This window comes from Streptomyces sp. NPDC053048, assembly GCF_044547045.1.
In the GTDB taxonomy this organism is placed as follows: Bacteria; Actinomycetota; Actinomycetes; order Streptomycetales; family Streptomycetaceae; genus Streptomyces.
The window spans coordinates 420,299-438,425 of sequence record NZ_JBITZS010000009.1; the positions used below are offsets into that span (position 1 = coordinate 420,299).

General features: G+C 70.3%; 17 protein-coding genes. 11 read left to right on the top strand and 6 right to left on the bottom strand.

All coding sequences use genetic code 11. From position 1 onward, the window contains the following. Window positions 1-10: 10 nt before the first annotated feature. Both ACIG36_RS25725 and ACIG36_RS25730 read right to left on the bottom strand, forming a co-directional pair. Window positions 11-1,021, bottom strand: coding sequence for an NlpC/P60 family protein (locus tag ACIG36_RS25725; protein WP_399932231.1), 1,011 nt, complete (start codon window positions 1,019-1,021; stop codon window positions 11-13). Window positions 1,022-1,091: 70 nt separating this feature from the next. After that, the gene (locus ACIG36_RS25730) at window positions 1,092-1,520 is read right to left on the bottom strand and encodes an ATP-binding protein (RefSeq protein ID WP_399932234.1); all 429 of its coding nucleotides are present in this window, start codon (window positions 1,518-1,520) and stop codon (window positions 1,092-1,094) included. 255 nt (window positions 1,521-1,775) lie between these two features. On the opposite strand from ACIG36_RS25730, the gene ACIG36_RS25735 reads away from it, so the two are divergent. Genes ACIG36_RS25735 through ACIG36_RS25745 form a run of 3 tightly spaced genes read left to right on the top strand, consistent with a single transcriptional unit; the run spans window position 1,776 to window position 3,139 of the window. After that, a complete protein-coding gene (locus tag ACIG36_RS25735; RefSeq protein ID WP_399932237.1) occupies window positions 1,776-2,663 on the top strand; it encodes a helix-turn-helix domain-containing protein in 888 nt (295 codons plus the stop codon). A gap of 8 nt (window positions 2,664-2,671) precedes the next feature. Continuing rightward, a complete protein-coding gene (locus ACIG36_RS25740; protein WP_399932239.1) occupies window positions 2,672-2,872 on the top strand; it encodes a DUF397 domain-containing protein in 201 nt (66 codons plus the stop codon). Between the two features lie 45 nt (window positions 2,873-2,917). Next, window positions 2,918-3,139, top strand: a complete 222-nt coding sequence (locus ACIG36_RS25745) for a DUF397 domain-containing protein (RefSeq protein ID WP_399932241.1) — start codon at window positions 2,918-2,920, stop codon at window positions 3,137-3,139. A gap of 11 nt (window positions 3,140-3,150) precedes the next feature. Here the strand turns inward: ACIG36_RS25745 and ACIG36_RS25750 are convergent, their stop codons facing one another. After that, complete coding sequence (locus ACIG36_RS25750) at window positions 3,151-4,524, bottom strand: serine/threonine-protein kinase (RefSeq protein WP_399932243.1); 1,374 nt, start codon at window positions 4,522-4,524, stop codon at window positions 3,151-3,153. A gap of 327 nt (window positions 4,525-4,851) precedes the next feature. Between ACIG36_RS25750 and ACIG36_RS25755 the strand changes: the two genes are divergently transcribed. The 7 genes from ACIG36_RS25755 to ACIG36_RS25785 all read left to right on the top strand — a co-directional run bounded on the left by ACIG36_RS25755 (window position 4,852) and on the right by ACIG36_RS25785 (window position 13,747). Next, the gene (locus ACIG36_RS25755; RefSeq protein ID WP_086568524.1) at window positions 4,852-5,163 is read left to right on the top strand and encodes a hypothetical protein; all 312 of its coding nucleotides are present in this window, start codon (window positions 4,852-4,854) and stop codon (window positions 5,161-5,163) included. A gap of 208 nt (window positions 5,164-5,371) precedes the next feature. Beyond that, complete coding sequence (locus ACIG36_RS25760) at window positions 5,372-6,244, top strand: hypothetical protein (protein ID WP_399932245.1); 873 nt, start codon at window positions 5,372-5,374, stop codon at window positions 6,242-6,244. After that, the gene (locus ACIG36_RS25765) at window positions 6,234-7,607 is read left to right on the top strand and encodes a hypothetical protein (RefSeq protein ID WP_399932247.1); all 1,374 of its coding nucleotides are present in this window, start codon (window positions 6,234-6,236) and stop codon (window positions 7,605-7,607) included. The genes ACIG36_RS25760 and ACIG36_RS25765 overlap by 11 nt, the downstream gene beginning before the upstream one ends. Window positions 7,608-7,609: 2 nt before the next feature. Then, window positions 7,610-9,166 (top strand): SCO6880 family protein, encoded by a 1,557-nt coding sequence (locus ACIG36_RS25770; RefSeq protein ID WP_399932339.1) that lies wholly within the window; start codon window positions 7,610-7,612, stop codon window positions 9,164-9,166. Window positions 9,167-9,177: 11 nt separating this feature from the next. Next, entirely contained in the window at window positions 9,178-10,623 is a 1,446-nt protein-coding gene (locus tag ACIG36_RS25775) for an ATP-binding protein (RefSeq protein WP_399932250.1), read from the top strand. 19 nt (window positions 10,624-10,642) lie between these two features. Next, window positions 10,643-12,160 carry a type IV secretory system conjugative DNA transfer family protein gene (locus tag ACIG36_RS25780; RefSeq protein WP_399932253.1) on the top strand — a complete coding sequence of 506 codons (1,518 nt, stop codon included), beginning with the start codon at window positions 10,643-10,645 and terminating at the stop codon, window positions 12,158-12,160. Window positions 12,161-12,256: 96 nt separating this feature from the next. Further along, entirely contained in the window at window positions 12,257-13,747 is a 1,491-nt protein-coding gene (locus ACIG36_RS25785; RefSeq protein WP_399932256.1) for an amidohydrolase family protein, read from the top strand. A gap of 16 nt (window positions 13,748-13,763) precedes the next feature. Here the strand turns inward: ACIG36_RS25785 and ACIG36_RS25790 are convergent, their stop codons facing one another. The 3 genes from ACIG36_RS25790 to ACIG36_RS25800 all read right to left on the bottom strand — a co-directional run bounded on the left by ACIG36_RS25790 (window position 13,764) and on the right by ACIG36_RS25800 (window position 16,968). Continuing rightward, window positions 13,764-14,990: a serine hydrolase domain-containing protein gene (locus ACIG36_RS25790; RefSeq protein WP_399932259.1), complete on the bottom strand. Its 1,227-nt coding sequence runs from the start codon at window positions 14,988-14,990 to the stop codon at window positions 13,764-13,766. A 134-nt stretch (window positions 14,991-15,124) separates the two neighbouring features. Then, entirely contained in the window at window positions 15,125-15,775 is a 651-nt protein-coding gene (locus ACIG36_RS25795) for a response regulator (RefSeq protein ID WP_399932262.1), read from the bottom strand. Next, window positions 15,772-16,968 carry a sensor histidine kinase gene (locus ACIG36_RS25800; RefSeq protein WP_399932265.1) on the bottom strand — a complete coding sequence of 399 codons (1,197 nt, stop codon included), beginning with the start codon at window positions 16,966-16,968 and terminating at the stop codon, window positions 15,772-15,774. The genes ACIG36_RS25795 and ACIG36_RS25800 overlap by 4 nt, the downstream gene beginning before the upstream one ends. Window positions 16,969-17,053: 85 nt before the next feature. Here ACIG36_RS25800 and ACIG36_RS25805 point away from each other — a divergent pair, with 85 nt between their 5' ends. Further along, window positions 17,054-17,992 (top strand): hydroxyacid dehydrogenase, encoded by a 939-nt coding sequence (locus tag ACIG36_RS25805; RefSeq protein ID WP_399932267.1) that lies wholly within the window; start codon window positions 17,054-17,056, stop codon window positions 17,990-17,992. The last annotated feature ends 135 nt before the right edge of the window (window positions 17,993-18,127 follow it).

Here is an 18,127-nt window from a genome sequence, read left to right on the forward strand (position 1 = left end):
TCACCGATGTTCAGGCGGCCTTTGGCTTGGGAAGCGCCCTCGCGCCATCCTCCGTCACACGCGTCGCGCCGATGTAGTCGGGTGAATCAATCTTGTCGAACCTGATGACAGCTCCGGTGTACGGCGCGTTGATCATGTACCCTCCGCCCACGTACAGACCGACGTGGTGGATGCTGCGCGGGTCCTTGAGGTCGTGCGCGAAGAAGACCAGGTCCCCGGGCAGCAACTCGTCCCGCTTGGGGTGCGGTCCCGCGTTCCACTGGTCGTTGGCGACGCGCGGCAGCTCGATGCCGACGGATTCGTACGCGGCCTTCGTCAGGCCCGAGCAGTCGAAGCGCCCGTTGTCCTCCTTCGTGCCGTCACCGCCCCAGAGGTAGGGGGTGCCCAGCTTCTCCTGCGCGAAGTAGATGGCCCCGGCCGCCTGCTGCGAGGGCGCCACCCGCCCCACGGGCCGCGCGAAGCTCTTCTCGAGGCTGCGGATGGACTTCACATAGCCCTGGGTCTCGTTGTACGGGGGGATGCCCCCGGCCTTGATCACCGCGTACGAGCCCGCGTTGTACGAAGCGAGCATATTGTCCGTGATGTCCCCAGGGACATGCTTGATGTACTTCGCGAGGTCGCAGTCGTACATGGCCGCGGACGGGATCGCGTCCTGCGGATCCCAGATGTCCCGCTTCCCGTCGCCGTTGCCGTCGATCCCGTGCCCGGCCCAGGTCTCGGGAATGAACTGCGCTATTCCGCGCGCGTCCGCCGGACTCACGGCCCTGGGGTTCCAGTTGCTCTCGGTGTAGAGCTGGGCGGCGAGGATCGCGGGGTTGAGGGCGGGGCAGAGGTTGCCCCACTGCGCGACGAGCGCCTGGTACTGGTCCGGCACGGCCCCCTTGGCCAGCCCGACCGTCCCCTTGCCCCCGCCGCCGCCCACGATGTTCCCGGCGGCCACGTACACCCCGACGACGAGCAGTCCGACGAAACTCAGGCACAAGCCGATGCCCACACCCACGCCCACCCAGAGCTTCCGCACCCCGCCATCCTCCCCCAAGGGCCCGCCACGTATCCGGACTTCCGTACGGCTTACGACGCTTCAGAGTGCATCAGCCTACGAGCCGGAACCAGACGGCCTTTCCGGGCCCCGGCCCGTGCCGGCAGACACCCCAGTCGGCAGCGCACGCACGGAGCAGGGGGAGCCCGCGCCCGCGCTCGGCGTCGGCGGGGTGCGGACGCTGATGCGGCCCACCGGGCGCATCGTCCCGCACGAGCACGAGCAGACCGCCGCCCGGACCCCACTCCGCGTTGACCCTGACAGGGGTCGAGCAACCACTGCCGATGCAGGCGTTGACGGCATTGGTGACGATTTCTGAGGTGAGGAGCAGCGCCGTATCGGCCAACTCTTCGCGGTGCGCGGCGGCGAGGGCCGTGCGCACGGCTTCCCGGGCGGCACGGACCCAGCCGGGGCCGGGCGGGAAGACGAGCGAGAAGTCGGTGCGGTGCGGGGTGGCCTTGGCCACGGTTGGTGGACACATGGGGGTGACTCCTTAGGTTCACCTGTGCCGATGCCCTTCCGGCGGATGCGGTGGCATTGCCGCGCCGTGCCCTTGTGGGCATGCGGGTGTGCGGGCGCGGTGCACTTCCGGCATATGCAGCCGGGGAGGGCGGTTCGTCTTCGACGGTAGAGAGATGAGTTGCCGATCAGCAACCGAGTCGGCTGAATTACTCCCTACGAGCACCCTCGAGTTCGCGAAGAACGGCAAACTGCTCACGATCACGAGGAGGACGACATGGGACTGCGCACCAACCCGACGCAGCGTCAAAGGCGCTTGGGCATCGAGCTCCGCAGGCTCCGCACCATGTCAGGGCTTTCCGTCGGAGCCGCAGCGGCATTCGCGGACCTCGGCCCGGCACATCTGGGCCACATCGAGGCGGCTCGAACAGCCATTCCCGAGGTGAAATTGCGGGCACTGACTGCCGCATACGGTTGCCGTTCGGAGCCCTTGGTTAATGCCTTGGTCGCCATGGGGCGGTCGACGGGCAAGGGGTGGTGGACCGAGTTCAAGGCGACGCAGGGCGCCCATGCGCTCGATCTCGCGGAACTGGAGTCCACATCAGTGGCCTGCCGCTCCTTCCAGTGGCTGTACATGCCGGGGCTTCTGCAGTGCACGGAGTACATCCGCGCCTTGTACGAGGCAGGCGAGGCCGACATCGATGCGGCACTGCTCGACAAGTACGTCGACTTCCGGCTGCGCCGACAGCAGGCCCTCGCCGAGGGAAAGCTCGAGCTTCACGCCGTGATCCACGAGAGCGCCCTGCGCATGCAGTTCGTGCCTGCCGAGGTCATGCGTCGCCAGATCGAGCATCTGGCGAAGCTGACGCGGCTTCCGCACGTGAAGATTCAGATCCTGCCGTTCAAGGCCAGCCTCAACCCGCCGATGTTCAGCACACCCTTCGTCCTGTTCGAGAGCTCGGTTCCCGAACTGAGCACTGTGTACGTCGAGCAGCCGATTTCTCCGCCCTTCATCAACGAACAGGAACAGCTGGCGAAGTTCACCGACACCTTCAACCGCCTGAGCTCTGCCGCCCTACCACCGATTGACGCCGCAATCGAACCCGAGTTCGCTGTGCGAAGAGACTCGCTCAGTCTCATCCAACACTTGCTGTACACCTTGTAAAGGGCGTCATGTCGGAACTTCAGTGGCAGAAATCGAGCTTCAGCGGACCTGACGGTGCGAACGGCGAATGCATAGAGGTGGCCACCGGGCCCACCGGCCCGGCCCTGCGGGAGAGCGACCGCCCCCAAGCCGTGCTCACCCTCGCCCCCTCCTCGCTGCGCGCCCTCCTCGAACACGCGCGGCAAAGCCGCTCCGCGGCGCTATGGTGAGCGCCGGCGTTTATCCGAACATCCCATCCCATGAGGGGGCGGCACGTGCCCGAGCTTCCGGCAGGTCTGGAGTGGATCCCGGCCACTGACGACGAGACGATGACCGAGTACCTCGAGATCGCCTTCGGGGACGACGACAACGTCTACATCCGGGAGAACATCAACCCCGGGAAGGTCGTGATCACGACCAAGACCAAGTGGGACGCTTTCGTCCTCGGCGTGCAGGCGGGCGAGTTCGACCACTTCGTCGAGGGACTGGACGACTAGCCACGCCGGACTCAGTCGTCGTCCCGGTCGCCCTTGTCGCGTTCGCGCGGCTTGCTCGTCCTGGTGCTCGACGGCGTGGGCCGGGGGGACGAGGACGGGGACGACGAAGGCGACGCGGACGAGGACTTCTTCGGCCGGGGGATCTTCGTCGGCTTCGCGGGCTCCTTCGGCTTCGCGGGGCCGGTCGGCGCGGTACCGATGTCGGCGCCCGGCGTCCCGCTCGGCGCCTGGCTGGTTCCGGCGCCGGGCGACGTCGACGGGCCGGGGTCGCCCGCGCCGCCGCCGGACTCGAACATGCTCACCCCGATGAGGGCGGCCACCACAAAGGCCACAGCCCCGGCGACGGCACCGAACACCCACTTCCGCTTCCGCGCCGGGGGCGGCGGCACGGGGGCATAGGCGGCGGTCGGGTTCGCGCGCTGCGCCGGGGAGGCCACGGGCGGCGGCCCGAAGGGCACGGGCGCGGCCTGGGACGGCGGCCCACCCATGGGCATGGCGTTGCCCATGGGCATGGCGTGGTTCGCCGTCGGCACGGCGTTCGACGGGGGCAGGGGCTGCGGGCGGTCCTGCCAGGACTCGCCGGCGAAGAAGTCGGCCACCTCCTGCGCCGACGGCCGCTCCTCCGGCTGCTTGGCCAGCATCCGCATCAGGTACGCCTCGAAGGCGTACGGGATCTCGCCGCGCTGGAGGCGCGGCGGCTCGGGGGCGTTGTCCACATGCATGTACAGCAGCGTGGTCGGACTCTCCGACCAGAACGGCGGCCGCCCGACGAGCAACTGGTACAGCACGCAGCCCAGCGCGTAGACGTCCGACTCCGGACCGGCCATCCGCCCCAGTGCTCGTTCGGGGGCGAGGTAGGTGCTCGTACCGACGATCTGGCCGGCGCGGGTGAGCTGAGCGGAGGTCTCGTCGACGAAGCGGGCGATACCGAAGTCGCCGATCTTCAGGGCGCCGGTCGCACCGTCGACCATCACATTGCCCGGCTTCACATCGCGGTGGACGACACCCTGCTGGTGGGCTGCCGCGAGGCCGGCCGCCGTCTGGGCGGCGACCTCGGCGACGCGTCGCACGGCGAGTGTCCCCTCCGCCGCGAGCTCGCCCTGCAGGCTCGGCCCCTGGACCAGCTCCATGACGAGGTAGAAGCGGCCCTCCCACTCCCCGAAGTCGTACACCGCGACGACCTGAGGGTGGTTCAGGCGGGCGGCCGTCTGGGCCTCCATCCGGAACCGCATCGCGGAGGACTCGTCGGCGTCGTCGCCCAGGAGCAGCTTGACCGCGACCTGACGGCCCAGCACCTCGTCCTGGCCCCGCCAGACTTCGCCCATTCCACCCCGGCCGAGCGGCTCCCCCAACCGGTAACGACCGGCAACCAGCACTCGAACCACCCTTGATCTCGAATCGTGCGCAGATGCGCGCGCAGATCAGGAAGAGTACCCACCGAACACACTGTCGTTTGAACATCTCCGCGCCCCCCGGTCCCGGCGATCATTGCTCGGCGTCCATACGCGTGATACACAGAGTCACCCTAGGGCTCGCCACTGACAGCGGGCTCAGTCGCAGGTCAGAGCGGTGGCGCCGCTCACCTATACGGGTTCCGACAAAAATTGCCGCCAAATCGACATGCGAGGGGGGCATCGTCGGCGAAGATAGGTCCTGACCTTTGCCATGCGGCTGGGGGGATACAACTACCCATAAAGGGCGGTGAGTTAGAAATGTTTTTGGCTGCCGGTAACAAGGGCGACATCAACACCATCATTGGCGGAATCGCCCCGAAATGGGGCCCGTTCGGTGAACTCGGCCGAGAGGCACGCGTGATGATCGAGGTCATCATGGCGGCAGCGATCCTGCTCTGCCTCGCGATCGCGATCTGGGGTGCGGCGAAGCAACGCATCGGCGCGACGGCGCTCCGGGACACCTTCAGCGCCGAGCAGGGCAAGGGCCTGATCGTCGCCGGACTGACCGGCGTCTTCATCATCGGTTCGCTCGGCACCCTGTTCACGATCGTCTACGGCATGGCCGTCTGACGCCACGGCACGCGCCCCCCTGACCGCCCTGTCCGCCCCACCGCGCATCGATCCCGCGCAGACCCTCTCGTCCCCGAGTCCCCCCGCACCGAGGCTGCCACCTGATGCCCCCTCACACCTCCTCGTCCTCCCCCCGGATTCCCTTCACACCGCTACCGTCATATACGGGCGGCAAGCCAGCCACGACGTATGAGGGAGCAGGCGAGCGATGAGTCTCGGCGACGACGGCTACGGCGGCGGCCAGGGCGGCTACGACGACGACCGCCATGTGACGCGCACGCGGCTCCCCGAGGGCGAGGTGGACCCCTATGCCCCGACCCGCCGCGGAAGCGGCCGTTCCGGCCGCTCGGGGCGCCCGTCCAGCCGGAACCTGATCACTGTGGTGGGTGTCGTGGTGCTGCTCATCGCCGCGATCGCCTTCGCGAACAGAGGTGACGGTTCCGGTTCGTCCGACGACTCGGGCGGCGGCGCGAACCAACGCCCGGCCGGCAGCCAGGCCACCGCCCCGACCGGCACCAAGCCGGTCGACGGCAGGACGGGGGGCATCGCTTCGGGGTTCGCCCATTCGGAGCAGGGGGCGCAGAGCGCTGCGGCGAATTTCGCGGTGGCGTTGGGCGGCGACGGGATGTTCAAGAAGGACAGTCGTCACGCGATCGTGGACGCGATCCACACTCCGGACGCGGCGCCCAAGCTCCAGGGCCAGCTCGACCAGGCCTACTCGACGGACTTCCTCAAGAACGTCGGCCTGCAGGCGGACGGATCGGCCCCCAAGGGCATGACCTTCGTGTCGCGCACCGTTCCGGTGGGTTCGAAGACCACCTCGTACGGCGGTGACGACGCGACCGTCGAGGTCTGGTGCACAGGCCTCGTAGGCCTCGCCGGCCAAGGCTCGACCAAGCCGGTGACCCAGACGTGGTTCACCATCACGCAGAAACTGCGCTGGGAGAACGACGACTGGAAGATCGTGTCCTCCAGCCAGAAGCAGGGACCGGCACCGGTCGGCGGAGACGACCGGGCTTCAGGAGCCGACGAGATCGCGAACGCGGTCAGCGGGTACGGAGGGTTCACATATGCGAGGTAGCCACCGCCCGCGCGTCCGCTCAGTAGCGGCGGCTGTGGTGACCGTTCAGATGGCCGTCATCGCTCTGGCATCGAGGGTCGCAGCAGTCCCCTCTCCTGTCCCGACCCCCACGCCGTCCGGCGCACCCTCGGCCACGCCAAGTCCTTCTTCGACGCCAGGAGCGAGCCCGAGCCCGTCCGCGTCCGGCAGCAAGGACCCCTGCGACCTCATCGCCGGAGTGGCCAGGGACTACTGCAAAGGCGGCACCGGCGCCAACAAGGGCACCACCTCCCCCGCCGACCCCCCCAACGCCCTGGACCCCCTCGCCTCGCTGGCGAAGGGCTGTGCCGAGGCCGGGTCGTGGATCATCAACAAGCTGTCCGAGGCCGTCGAGAACACCGGCAACGTCGACTTCACCAACGCCCCCTTCCTCCGCCAGTACGCCGTGGTGTTCGCGGCCTCCACCATCCTCACGCTCATCCTCTGGCTCCTGGCCGTGGCCAAGCGGGCCGTGCGCGGAGTGCCGTTCTCCGAGGCAGTGACGGAAGCCGTGGGCTTCCTCTGGCTGACCGTCCTGGCGTCCGCATTCACGCCCCTGGTCCTCTACACCGTCGTCTCGGTCACCGACGCCGTCACCGAGGTCATCGCCAGCGGCTCCGGGACCAACAACAAGGCGTTCTTCGGCGGCTTCGCCGACGCCCTCAAGAAGGGCACCGGCATCGGCGGCGGGCCGATCATGCTGATCGTCGTCTCGCTCGTGTCCGTGCTGGCCGCCGGCGTCCTGTGGCTGGAGCTCGTGATCCGGGCCGCGCTGCTGTATGTCGGGGCCATCCTCGGCACGGCCGTCTACGCGGGGCTGGTCGACAAGAACATGTGGGGGCATGTCCGCCGCTGGGCGGGCATCATGATCGCGGTCATCCTGGTCAAGCCGATCATCATGATCGTGCTCGGGCTGGCGGGCGCGCTGTCCAACGGCGACGGGCCCACCGCCTTCTCCGCGGTCGTGTCCGGCCTCGCGATCATCATTCTTGCCATCTTCGCCAGTGCGATGATCTACCGCTTCGTGCCCGGCTTCGGCGACGAGATCGTCAGCAGCCGCAACGCCAGCAAGGACGCGGCGTCCCGGCAGGCCGCCGCCGTGATCTCCTCTCCCGCCGCCCTCGTCAAGCAGGGCATCACCACCCACAGCGCCCGCGGCAACGGCGGAGGCGGCAGTACCCAGCCCCGGCCCGCCAGTGCCGTCTCCGGCGGGGTGGCCGCCCACAGCGCCCGCCCCGCCGCGACCGGCGGCGGCAACGGAAGCGCTCCCTCCGCGTCACCGTCCCCCGCGCCCCGCGCGCAGAACAACAGCAAGCGCAATACATCCGGAGGTGAGCGGAGTTGACGATCCCGGCCCAGTCCCAGCCGATCGCGGCCCGCCGTACGTATCTGATCGGCCGTGCCCGCCCCAACGCGGTGGTCGGCAAGAACCGGGAGACCGGCGAGATCGCCCTGATCATCGCCGGGGCGTTCCTGGGCATGATGTGCGGCCTCCTGGTGCCCTTCCTGGCCCTGCGGATCGTCACGCTCACCGGGTTCCCGGCGCTCGCCCTCGCGGCCGTCTACGTCCCGTACAAGAACCGCACCTTCTACAAGTGGTTCGAGATCAACCGCTCGTACAAGCGCACCCTGCGCCGCGGCGCCACCTACCGGTCCTCCGTCGTCGAGGCCGGCACCGGCCTGGACGGGCGGGAGGTCGAGGTCGGTCCGCCGCCCGGCATCGGGCGGATCAACTGGCTGGCCGCGCCCTTCGGGCCTGACGAGATCGCCGTGCTGCTGCACGCGGACCGCCGTACCGTCACCGCCGCGATCGAGATCGAGGGGCCCGGCGTGGGCCTGCGCGACTCGGAGGACCAGGAGGCCCTGGTCGAGCGGTTCGGGACGCTGCTCAAGCACGTCGCCAACGGCGACGGCTACGTCACCCGCATCCAGATGCTGGCCCGCACCCTGCCCGCCGACCCCGACGCGCACGCCAAGGACGTCGAGCGGCGCGGCGACGACAACGCGCCCGCCTGGCTGAAGGACTCCTACGACCAGTTGCAGTCGATGGTGTCGACCTCCTCGGAGCAGCACCGCGCGTACCTGGTGGCGTGCATGCACTACGGCCGCGAGCTGGCCGCCGAGGCACAGGCCATCGCGCGCGCCTCGCGGCACGAGGCGGGCGGCAGGCACCGCCTGGACCGCGACGCGGGGCTCGCCGTGGTCATGGCGCGCGAGCTGACGGACATCTGCGCCCGCCTGGCCGAGGCGGACATCCGGGTGCGGCAGCCCCTGGGCCAGGCGCGGCTGGCGTCGCTCGTGCACTCGATGTACGACCCCGACCACCCGATCGACCACATCCAGGCGATGACCAAGCGCAATGCCTGGCCGGCCGAGCTGGACGCCATGGAGCCCACCTTCCTGCAGGCGAAGACGCGCGAGTCGTCAACGCGCGCGCCCTGGTGTCACTCCACGGCGTGGGTGAAGGAATGGCCGATGACGCCCGTGGGCGTCAACTTCCTCGCCCCGCTGCTCGTCCACACCCCCGACGTCATCCGGACGGTCGCGGTCTGCATGGACCTCGAGCCGACCGACGTGGCCATCGAGCGGATGCTCACCGAGAAGACGAACGACGACGCCGACGCCTCGCGCGCCGCCAAGATGAACCGGGTCGTCGACCCGCGCGACGTCGCCCACCACTCGCGCGTCGACCAGCGCGGCGAGGACCTCGCCAGCGGAGCGGCGGGCGTCAACCTCGTCGGCTACATCACCGTTTCGTCGCGCTCGCCGGAGGCGCTGGCGCGCGACAAGCGGACCATAAGAGCCTCGGCAGGCAAGAGCTACCTCAAGCTCGAGTGGTGCGACCGCGAGCACCACCGGGCGTTCGTCAACACGCTGCCGTTCGCGACCGGCATCCGACGATAGGGGCAAATGCCGTGCTCGATCCGCTGGCCACCATCACCGACGCCTTCACCAGCTTCCTCTTCGGGAAGGTGGAGACCACCCGGCTGCCCGTACGGACCTCCACCGGGCAGGCGCAGGCCGTCTACCTCCCCACCGCCGCGCCGGGCCTCGGCGACTCGGGCGTGGTCATCGGGCGCGAGGTCTACTCCGGCAAGGGCTACATCTACGACCCCTTCCAGCTCTACGGCCAGCAGCTGCCCGCCCCGCACTGGCTCGTCCTCGGCGAGTCCGGCAACGGCAAGTCCGCGCTGGAGAAGACGTACGTCCTGCGCCAGCTGCGCTTCCGCGACCGGCAGGTGGTCGTGCTGGACGCACAGGGCGAGGACGGCGTCGGCGAGTGGAACCTCATCGCCCAGCAGCTGGGCATAACCCCCATCCGGCTGGACCCCACGGCCGCCCTCAACGGCGGCATCCGGCTCAACCCCCTCGACCCGGCGATCACCACGACCGGCCAGCTCGCCCTCCTCCGCACGATCATCGAGGTCGCGACGGGACGGGGCCTGGACGAGCGGGCCGGTTTCGCACTCAAGGTCGCGCACTCCACCGTCCTCAACGAGTTCGGCTCCGCCGACGGCAACCGGACCGCCGTGGCCCGTCAGCCCGTCCTGACGGACATCGTCGAGCAGCTGCGCCACCCCGAGGCCGAGTCGGCGGAGTCGATGAACGTCGACATAGACGACGTACGGGCCTGGGGCCTGGACGTGGCGCTGGTGCTGGACCGCCTCGTCGACGGTGACCTGCGCGGCATGTTCGACGGCCCGACGACCGCCGGCATCGACCTCGACGCACCACTGATCGTCTTCGACCTCTCGCACATCGACCGCAACTCCATCGCCATGCCCATCCTGATGGCGATCGTGGGCGTCTGGCTCGAGCACACGTGGATCAGGCCCGACCGGAAAAAGCGCATCTTCCTGGTCGAGGAGGCCTGGCACATCATCAACTCGCCGTTCGTGGCCCAGCTCTTCCAGCGGCTGCTGAAGTTCGGACGGCGGCTCGGCCTGTCGTTCGTCGCGGTGGTGCACCACCTGTCCGACGTCGTCGACGGCGCGGCCGCGAAGGAGGCCGCCGCGATCCTGAAGATGGCCTCGACCCGGACGATCTACGCCCAGAAGGCCGACGAGGCACGGGCCACGGGCCAGGTGCTGGGCCTGCCGCGCTGGGCGGTGGAGATCATTCCGACGCTCACCCCCGGCATCGCCGTCTGGGACGTCAACGGCAACGTACAGGTCGTCAAACACCTGATCACCGAAGCCGAACGACCGCTCGTCTACACCGACCGCGCCATGACGGAGGACGGCGGCGACCTGGCGCGCGAGCTCGCGGCGGAGGCCGCGGCGGCGGAACGGGCCGCGGCGGCCATGGACGCGTACGGAGCCGCCGAGCCGGCCGGCGCGTCCGAGTCGACGGTGGCATGACGTGACCCCCGTGCCCCCCGTGAGGGACCGGAACGACCGGGAACCCGCCCCGGAACGCGGCATCCCCGACGGCCTGCTGGTCAGCGCCCTCGCCTTCCTCCTGGGCACGACCCTGCTGGTCTGGACGGCCACCGGCATCGCCGCCTACTTCGCCAACGGCACCTGGCCGCGGGGCGTGACGTTCACCGGTACGCCGCAGGCGATGCGGCACCTGATGACCCAGCCGCGCGACCTGCCGGCCGCCTGGCCGGACGCGGAAGCGGGCGCGCTGTCGGGGTACGGGCTGTTCTGGGGCGTGCTCATCAGCGAGGTGCTGGTGGCGGTGGTGCTGATGTCGTTCGTGATCGGGACGGTGGCCCGGTGGCGCGCGGTACGGGCGCGGGCACGACGGGGGACGGGGACGGGACCGGGGACGGGACCGGGGACGGGACCGGGGACGGGACCGGGGGCGGAACAGGCTGCGGTGCCGGCACCGGCGGCACCCGCAGCAGCGCCGGTCATGGCCGAGGCGGCGCTGCCCGTCCCCACGCCCGTCCCCACGCCCGTCCCCACCCCCGTCGCCGAACAGACCCCCGAACCAGCCCCCGTCCCTTCGCTCCCACCCCAACTCTCCCTCCCCCGCCGCCTCGTCTATGCCACCGATCGCCGGGCCCCCGCCACGCAGGCGGTTCTCGAGGCGGCGGGCCCGGTGCTCGTCGTCACCAGCGACCCCGACCTGTGGACGGCGACGAAGGCCGCGCGCGCCAAGCTCGGCCCGGTCCACGTCTTCGACCCGGGGCATCTCCTCGACACCCCCGACCGCCTCCGCTGGAGCCCCACGGCCGGTTGCGAGTCGCGGGAGACGGCCGCGGCCCGCGCCACCGCCCTGCTCGCGCCCGTCCGGCCCGTCAGCGTCCTCGACTCCGCCACCGCCGACACGGCCGAGACCCTGCTGCGCTGCTGGCTGCACGCGGCGGCCGTGGACGGCCGTCCGTTCCGCCAGGTGCACCGCTGGGCACAGGGGACGTCGGCCCACGAGCCCGTCCGCATCCTGCGGACGAACCCCAAGGCCGTGGGCGGCACGGCGGGCGAACTGGAGTCGGCGCTCACAGGCCACCCCGAACGACGGGACATGGCCCTCGAATTGGCGGCGAACGCGCTCAACGCCCTCACCTCGATCCACATCCGTGACGCCTGCAACCCGAATCGAGCCAATTCGCTGGCACTGGAATCATTCATAGCCGAAGGGGGAACGCTGTACGTGGTGGGTGAGGCGATTGAGGATCCCCGCACCCGCCCGGGTGCGATGCCGCTGCTCACCGCACTCGCCTCAAGCGTGGTCGAGCGCGGCCGCCGCATGGCCGAACGGTCATCCTCCGGCCGGCTCGACCCACCACTCACCCTCGTCCTCGACGACGTGGCGGCCGTGGCCCCGCTCCCGGCCCTGCCGGACCTGCTCACGGCCGGCGAGGCCCAGGGCCTGCCCACCTACGCGCTGATGCGCTCGGCGGAGCAGGCGAAGGCGCGCTGGCCCCGGCACACCTTGTCAACTGGGTAGATCTGCCTACAGCCCGGCGCCCGCCGTTCCGCCACAGTGGTGCGCGAGGACGTTTGCCGGCGCGGGACAGCGGGACACAGCGGACGGGGGCACGGGATGTGCGGACAACAGGGATCGCCCGGCGGAGTCGGCGGAGCGCACGTACCGGAAGGGCGGGGGGCGCACGTACCGGGGGGACGGGCGGGCGGGGAGGAGATCCTGGCCCTCACCCACGCCACGCTCATCGCGGCGCCGGGCTCGCGCGCGGCCGAGCACGACAGGACCGTACTGATCCGCGGCGGCCGCGTCACGGCCGTGGGCCGGACGGCCGACACGCCGGTGCCGGACGGGGCCCGCACGCTGGACCTCACCGGCAAGTACGTCATCCCGGGCCTGATCGACGCGCACACGCACAGCAGCGGCCTGACGGCGTTCGCCTCACCGCTGTACGTGCTCTCCGGGGTGACCACGGTCCGCGAGATGTGGGGCACGCCGGAGATCCACGCGTGGCGCGACCGCGTCGAACGCGGTGAGGTCCTCGGCCCGCGCTGGGTCGTCGCCAGCACCATCGTCGACGGCAAGCCCAGCCTCTCGTCGGGCGACATCGCGCCGACGCCGGTCGCCTCGGTGGGCACGGAGGCGGAGGCCCGCGAAGCGGTCCGCCGCATCACGGCGGACGGCTCGGCGGACTTCATCAAGGTCTATACGCGCCTGACGCGCGAGACGTTCTTCGCCCTGGCCAACGAGGCCCGCCGCCAGGGCATCCGCTTCGCGGGCCACTGCCCCGACGTCGTCCCGGTGACCGAGGCCTCCAACGCCGGCCAGCACTCCATCGAGCATTTGTACCCTCTGACGCTGTCCACGTCGGGCCGCGAGGAGGAGATCCGCCGCGCAGTCGCGTCCGTCCGCGTCGACCCCTCCGAGCCGAGCTCGGCGCGCCGCTACCGCTCATGGTTCCAGCAGACGCACCCGCTGGAATCGGCCGCGGTGCGCTCGTACGAACCCGACCGCGCCCGGCGCGTGTTCGACCATCTCGCCCGCAACGGCACCTACGTCACGCCGACGCTCGGAGTGCACCACTGCCTTGAACGTCAGGACGCCCTGCCGGACCGCGAGGAGGAGTGGAAGTACCTCCCGGCGTGGCTGACGAGCAGCTGGCGGCAGCAGCTGACGGAGATCAGCGGCCCGCGCACGCCCGGGGAGGCCACCCGCGCCCGCGAGATCAACGACCACCGCGCACAGCAGGTCGCCGAACTGCACCGCCACGGCGTCCCCCTCCTCGCGGGCACGGACTGCGGAACCCCCTACCTCGTGGCGGGCTTCTCCCTGCACGACGAACTGGCCCGCCTGACGGCGGCCGGCCTCACCCCGGCCCACGCCCTGCGCGCCGCCACGGTGGACGCGGCCGCGGCCCTCGGCCTGGGCACGACCCTGGGCGCCATCGCCCCGGGCCGCGCCGCGGACCTGGTCATCCTGGGCGCGGACCCCCTGACGGACATCCGCAACACGCGCCGGGTGGAAGCGGTGGTGACGCGCGGGCGACTGATCGACGGTGAGGAGCGTCAACGGCTGCTCGACGGGCTGGAGAAGGCGGCGGCGACGTCCTGATCCGCGTCCGCCGCTGCTAGCTCTTGCGCACGGCCTTCGCCTTCGCCTTCGCGCCGAAGGCCGTGATGATCCTGGCGACGACGGGGTCCAGCTTCTTGTCCGTGGTCTTGGCGTGCGTCGAGGCGACCGAGTAGACGATGGTGCGGGAGAGGTTCCGGGTGGCGGCGAAGCCGTTCACGTAGCCGTGGCGGCTGCCCGTCTTGCCCCAGACGACCGTGCCGTCGGGGAGCTTCTGGGTGCTCAGACCACTGGTGTACTTCGGCTCGGCCGTGGCGTCGCCGTGGACGGGCACCTTCGGCACCGTGAACATCAGCTCCAGCTCGGGCTGCGGGACGATCCGCCCGCTGAACAGGGCGGTGATGAAGCGCTGCAGGTCGGGGGCGGTGGTGATGAGGTCGCCCGACGCCCAGGTGCCCGACTGGTTCCACTCGGTGACGTCGACGAGCCCGCCCTTCTCCTCCTGGTAGCCGCGCACGTGCCGGCCGCGGATGCGCGGGTCGTCGCCGGGGCTGTAGGTGTCCCGCAGTCCCGCACGGTTGATGACCCGGTCCCGGACCTCCTTCTCGTACGAACGGCCCGTGACCTTCTCGATCAGCAGACCCAGCACGTTGTAACCGATGTTGGAGTAGTGCTGCCGGCTGCCCGGCGTGAACTCCATCGGCTTGTGGAAGCCGCGCCTCACCAACTCGCGGTGGTCCCACGTCGTGTACCGGCCCGGGTCCTCGTCGGCGCTCGGCAGACCGCTGGTGTAGTTCAGCAGGTGCTTGACCTTCACGTCCGCGTAGCCCGCGGGCAGCAGGCCGGGCAGGTACTGCTGCACCGTCCCCTCCAGGTCCAGCTTCCGCTCGTGGACGAGCTGCAGGGCGACCGCCGCCGTGAACGCCTTGGTGATGCTGCCGGCGCGGAAGCGCTCGTCCCCCTTCGGGGCGCGGTGGGTGCGGACGTCGGTCACGCCCGAGGTGGCCTGCCACGTGCCGGCCTCGCCGCCGAGCCGGACCTGGGCGGCGGTGGCGGTCTCGGGGTCCGGCAGTCCGGCTATGGCCTGGCGCATCGCCTTGCGTACGGCCTCGGTGTCGGGGTCGGCGGACGCGGGGGCGGCGTTCGCGGGCGTGGTGACGACCGGCGAGGCGGACGCGAGCGCCGGGCTGATCGTCCCGATGCTCATGGCAGCGACGGCGGTCGCGACGACGGCGAGCGTCGTACGACGACGGTGGTGGTGGTGATTGTTGTTGTGGTGGCGCATGACGGCTCCCCCAGGGCTCCCGTGGCTCACTGCTGACGCGTCCCATCCTGGAGACCGGCGAGCCTCGGCGAATCGCCGACGCGAGCGGTCCTGCGGCCGGAAAAATCGCCCGCGTGAGGGATCCCCGCGAGGGATCAGCTCACCCCGGGAGCGATCAGCCCGCTCTCGTACGCGCAGATGACCGCCTGGATCCGGTCCCTCAGCCCCAGCTTCGAGAGCACATTGCTCACATGCGTCTTCACGGTGTGCTCGCTGACCACCAGCGCGGCCGCGATCTCCGCGTTCGACAGGCCCCGCCCCAGCAGGACGAGCGTCTCGCGCTCGCGGGCGGTCAGCCCACCGAGCTCCGGCCCCGCCGCCGCCTGCCCACGGCTCGTGAAGTCGGCGACCAGGCGCCGGGCCACGGACGGGGCCAGGAGGGAATCCCCGGCGACGACCACCCGTACCGCGTGCACGAGGTCGTCCCGGCGCACGTCCTTGAGGAGGAAGCCGCTCGCGCCCGCGTGCAGAGCCTCGTACACATAGTCGTCCTGATCGAAGGTGGTGAGCATGACGACCTTGGTGTCCGACTCCGCGCACACCGCGCGGGCCGCCTCGATGCCGTCCATGCGGGGCATCCGGATGTCGAGGAGCACGACGTCCGGCGCGTGCCGCCGTACGGCCTCCAGGGCCTGGACGCCGTCGCCGGCCTCGGCGACCACCTCGATGTCCGGCTGGGCACCCAGGATCATCGCGAATCCGCCGCGCACCAGCTCCTGGTCGTCGGCCACCACCACACGGATCATCTACTCGGCACCTCCGGGGGTGAGGAGAACACGACGGGCAGGTCGACGGCAACGCGGTAGCCACGGCCTCCCGGCCCGGGACCGGCCGTGGCCGTCCCGCCGTGCGCCGCCGCCCGCTCACGGATGCCGATCAGGCCGCGCCCACTGCCGGTGGAGGGCCGGGGCGAGACCTCGCCGTCGTTCTCCACACCGTCGTTCTCCACCGAGACGACGAGCCGGCCGGACGACCAGCTCAGACGTACCGCCACCGACGCGGAATCGGCATGCTTGAGAACGTTCGTCAGCGCCTCCTGCACCACCCGATACACCGTCACCTGGACGTCGGGCGCGAGCTGCTGGGGTTCGCCGTGCGTGGTGAGGGTGACGGCCAGACCGGTGCGCCGCACCTCGGCGACCAGGTCCTCGAGCCCGGCGAGCGTCGGCTGCGGATCACGCGTCGCGCTGGGCTCCTCCTTCAGCACCCCGAGCATCCGCCGCAGCTGCACCATCGCGTCCCGGCCCGCGCCCGCGATGGCGTCGAACGTCGCCTCCGCACGGTCGGGGTCGGACCGTACGACCAACGGCCCGGCCTCGGCCTGAACGATCATCAGACTGACGGCGTGCGACAGGACATCGTGCATCTCACGTGCGATCCGCGCGCGTTCGCGCTCCGCGGCCCGCTCCAACTCCGTCTGCCGGGCCTTCTCCAGCTCGGCGGCCCGCAGCTCCACGGCCTCCGTGTACGCCTGGCGGGTACGGGCCAGCACGCCCAGCACATAGACCATGGAGAAGAGGAAGAAGGCGAAGAGGTACTCGCGGGCGGTGTTCGTCCGCATGGCCACGGCGAGCGCGACGAGCGGCAGCCCCAACCCGATCGTGGCCCTCCGCTGCCACCGTCCGCCTTGCGCCGCGACGGTGAAGATCGCGACGAGGGGACTGTAGGGCAGCGGCTGCCCCGGCCCGTCCATGGGCAGATACGCGAAGCCGGCGGCCGCAATGGCCATCAGGGAAAGAAACGGCGCCCGCGTCCGCCAGAGCAGCGGCAGTACGGCGAGCGTCGTCATGCCCCATGTGGGCCAGGTGGCGGGCGGTACGTCGGCCGAGCGCGGTACGACGAACGGCATGGTCACGGCCGCCACGAGCACACCGGTGATCACGGCGTCGAGAACCCATGGGTTGGCGTTGCGCAGACGCTGGAGAAGGGGAGGCGGCATATATGACTTCCGGGTCCGTGTCGCCGGTCCATGGGGCGGGGAGACGCTCGGCATGAGCGAGGACATTCGCACGATCGTAGTTGCTATGGGAGAAGACGAGGCAGCCCAGGTCCTCCCGACGGACCTGCGTGCACGACTCGGCGCGATCGGGAAATTAGCGGGAACGGGGGCGCTGGCTCGGGCGGGCATTCTCATCACCAGTTGGGGAAGCCCGCAGCTGACCGAGAAGTTCCTGCGTGCCGCACCCCGGCTGCAGGCGGTCCTCCACGCGGCCGGCTCGGTGAAACACCTTGTCACAGAAGCTGTCTGGGACCGGGGAATCGTCGTATCGTCCGCCGCGGAGGCCAACGCGGGCCCGGTCGCGGAATACACCTACGCCCTGATCGTCCTCGCGGCGAAGAAGACCCTGACGGCGGCGAGCAGATACGCCGGGGACGAGGGGAGATGGCCGGGGTTCCTGGACCGGCGGGGCGGCGACGGGATGACGGTCGGTGTCGTCGGGGCATCACGGATCGGCCGACAGGTGATGAGCCGGCTACGGGCGGCGGATGCCGGATACCGGGTCCTGTTGTACGACCCCTATGTGGACGGCCCGTACGTGGACGGAGCGGAGTCGGTGTCCCTGGAGACGCTGTGCCGGAAGAGCACGGTCGTCACCCTCCACGCCCCCGAACTGCCGGAGACACGGCACCTGCTGAATGCCGACCGTCTGGCGCTCATTCCGGACGGCGGCACGGTCATCAATACGGCCCGGGGCTCGCTCATCGACACCGAGGCCCTGGTGCGGGAATGCGCTTCGGGCCGGCTGGACGCCTTCCTGGACGTCACCGACCCGGAGCCGCTGCCGCAGGGACACCCACTGCTCGAGCTGCCCAACGTGCTGGTCACGCCGCACATCGCGGGGGCACAGGGCAGCGAGGTCCGGCGGCTGGGGGTATGGGTGGTGGAGGAGGCCGAGCGCTGGGTGCGGGGTTTGCCGTTGCGGGGGCGAGTGGAGAAGGACGAGCTGCACCGGCTGGCCTAGAACACAAAAAAGCCGTGGGCTTCGAGGCGAATTTCTTCGACTCGAAGCCCACGGCTTTCTAAAAGGAGTTCGGCGGCGTCCTACTCTCCCACAGGGTCCCCCCTGCAGTACCATCGGCGCTGAAAGGCTTAGCTT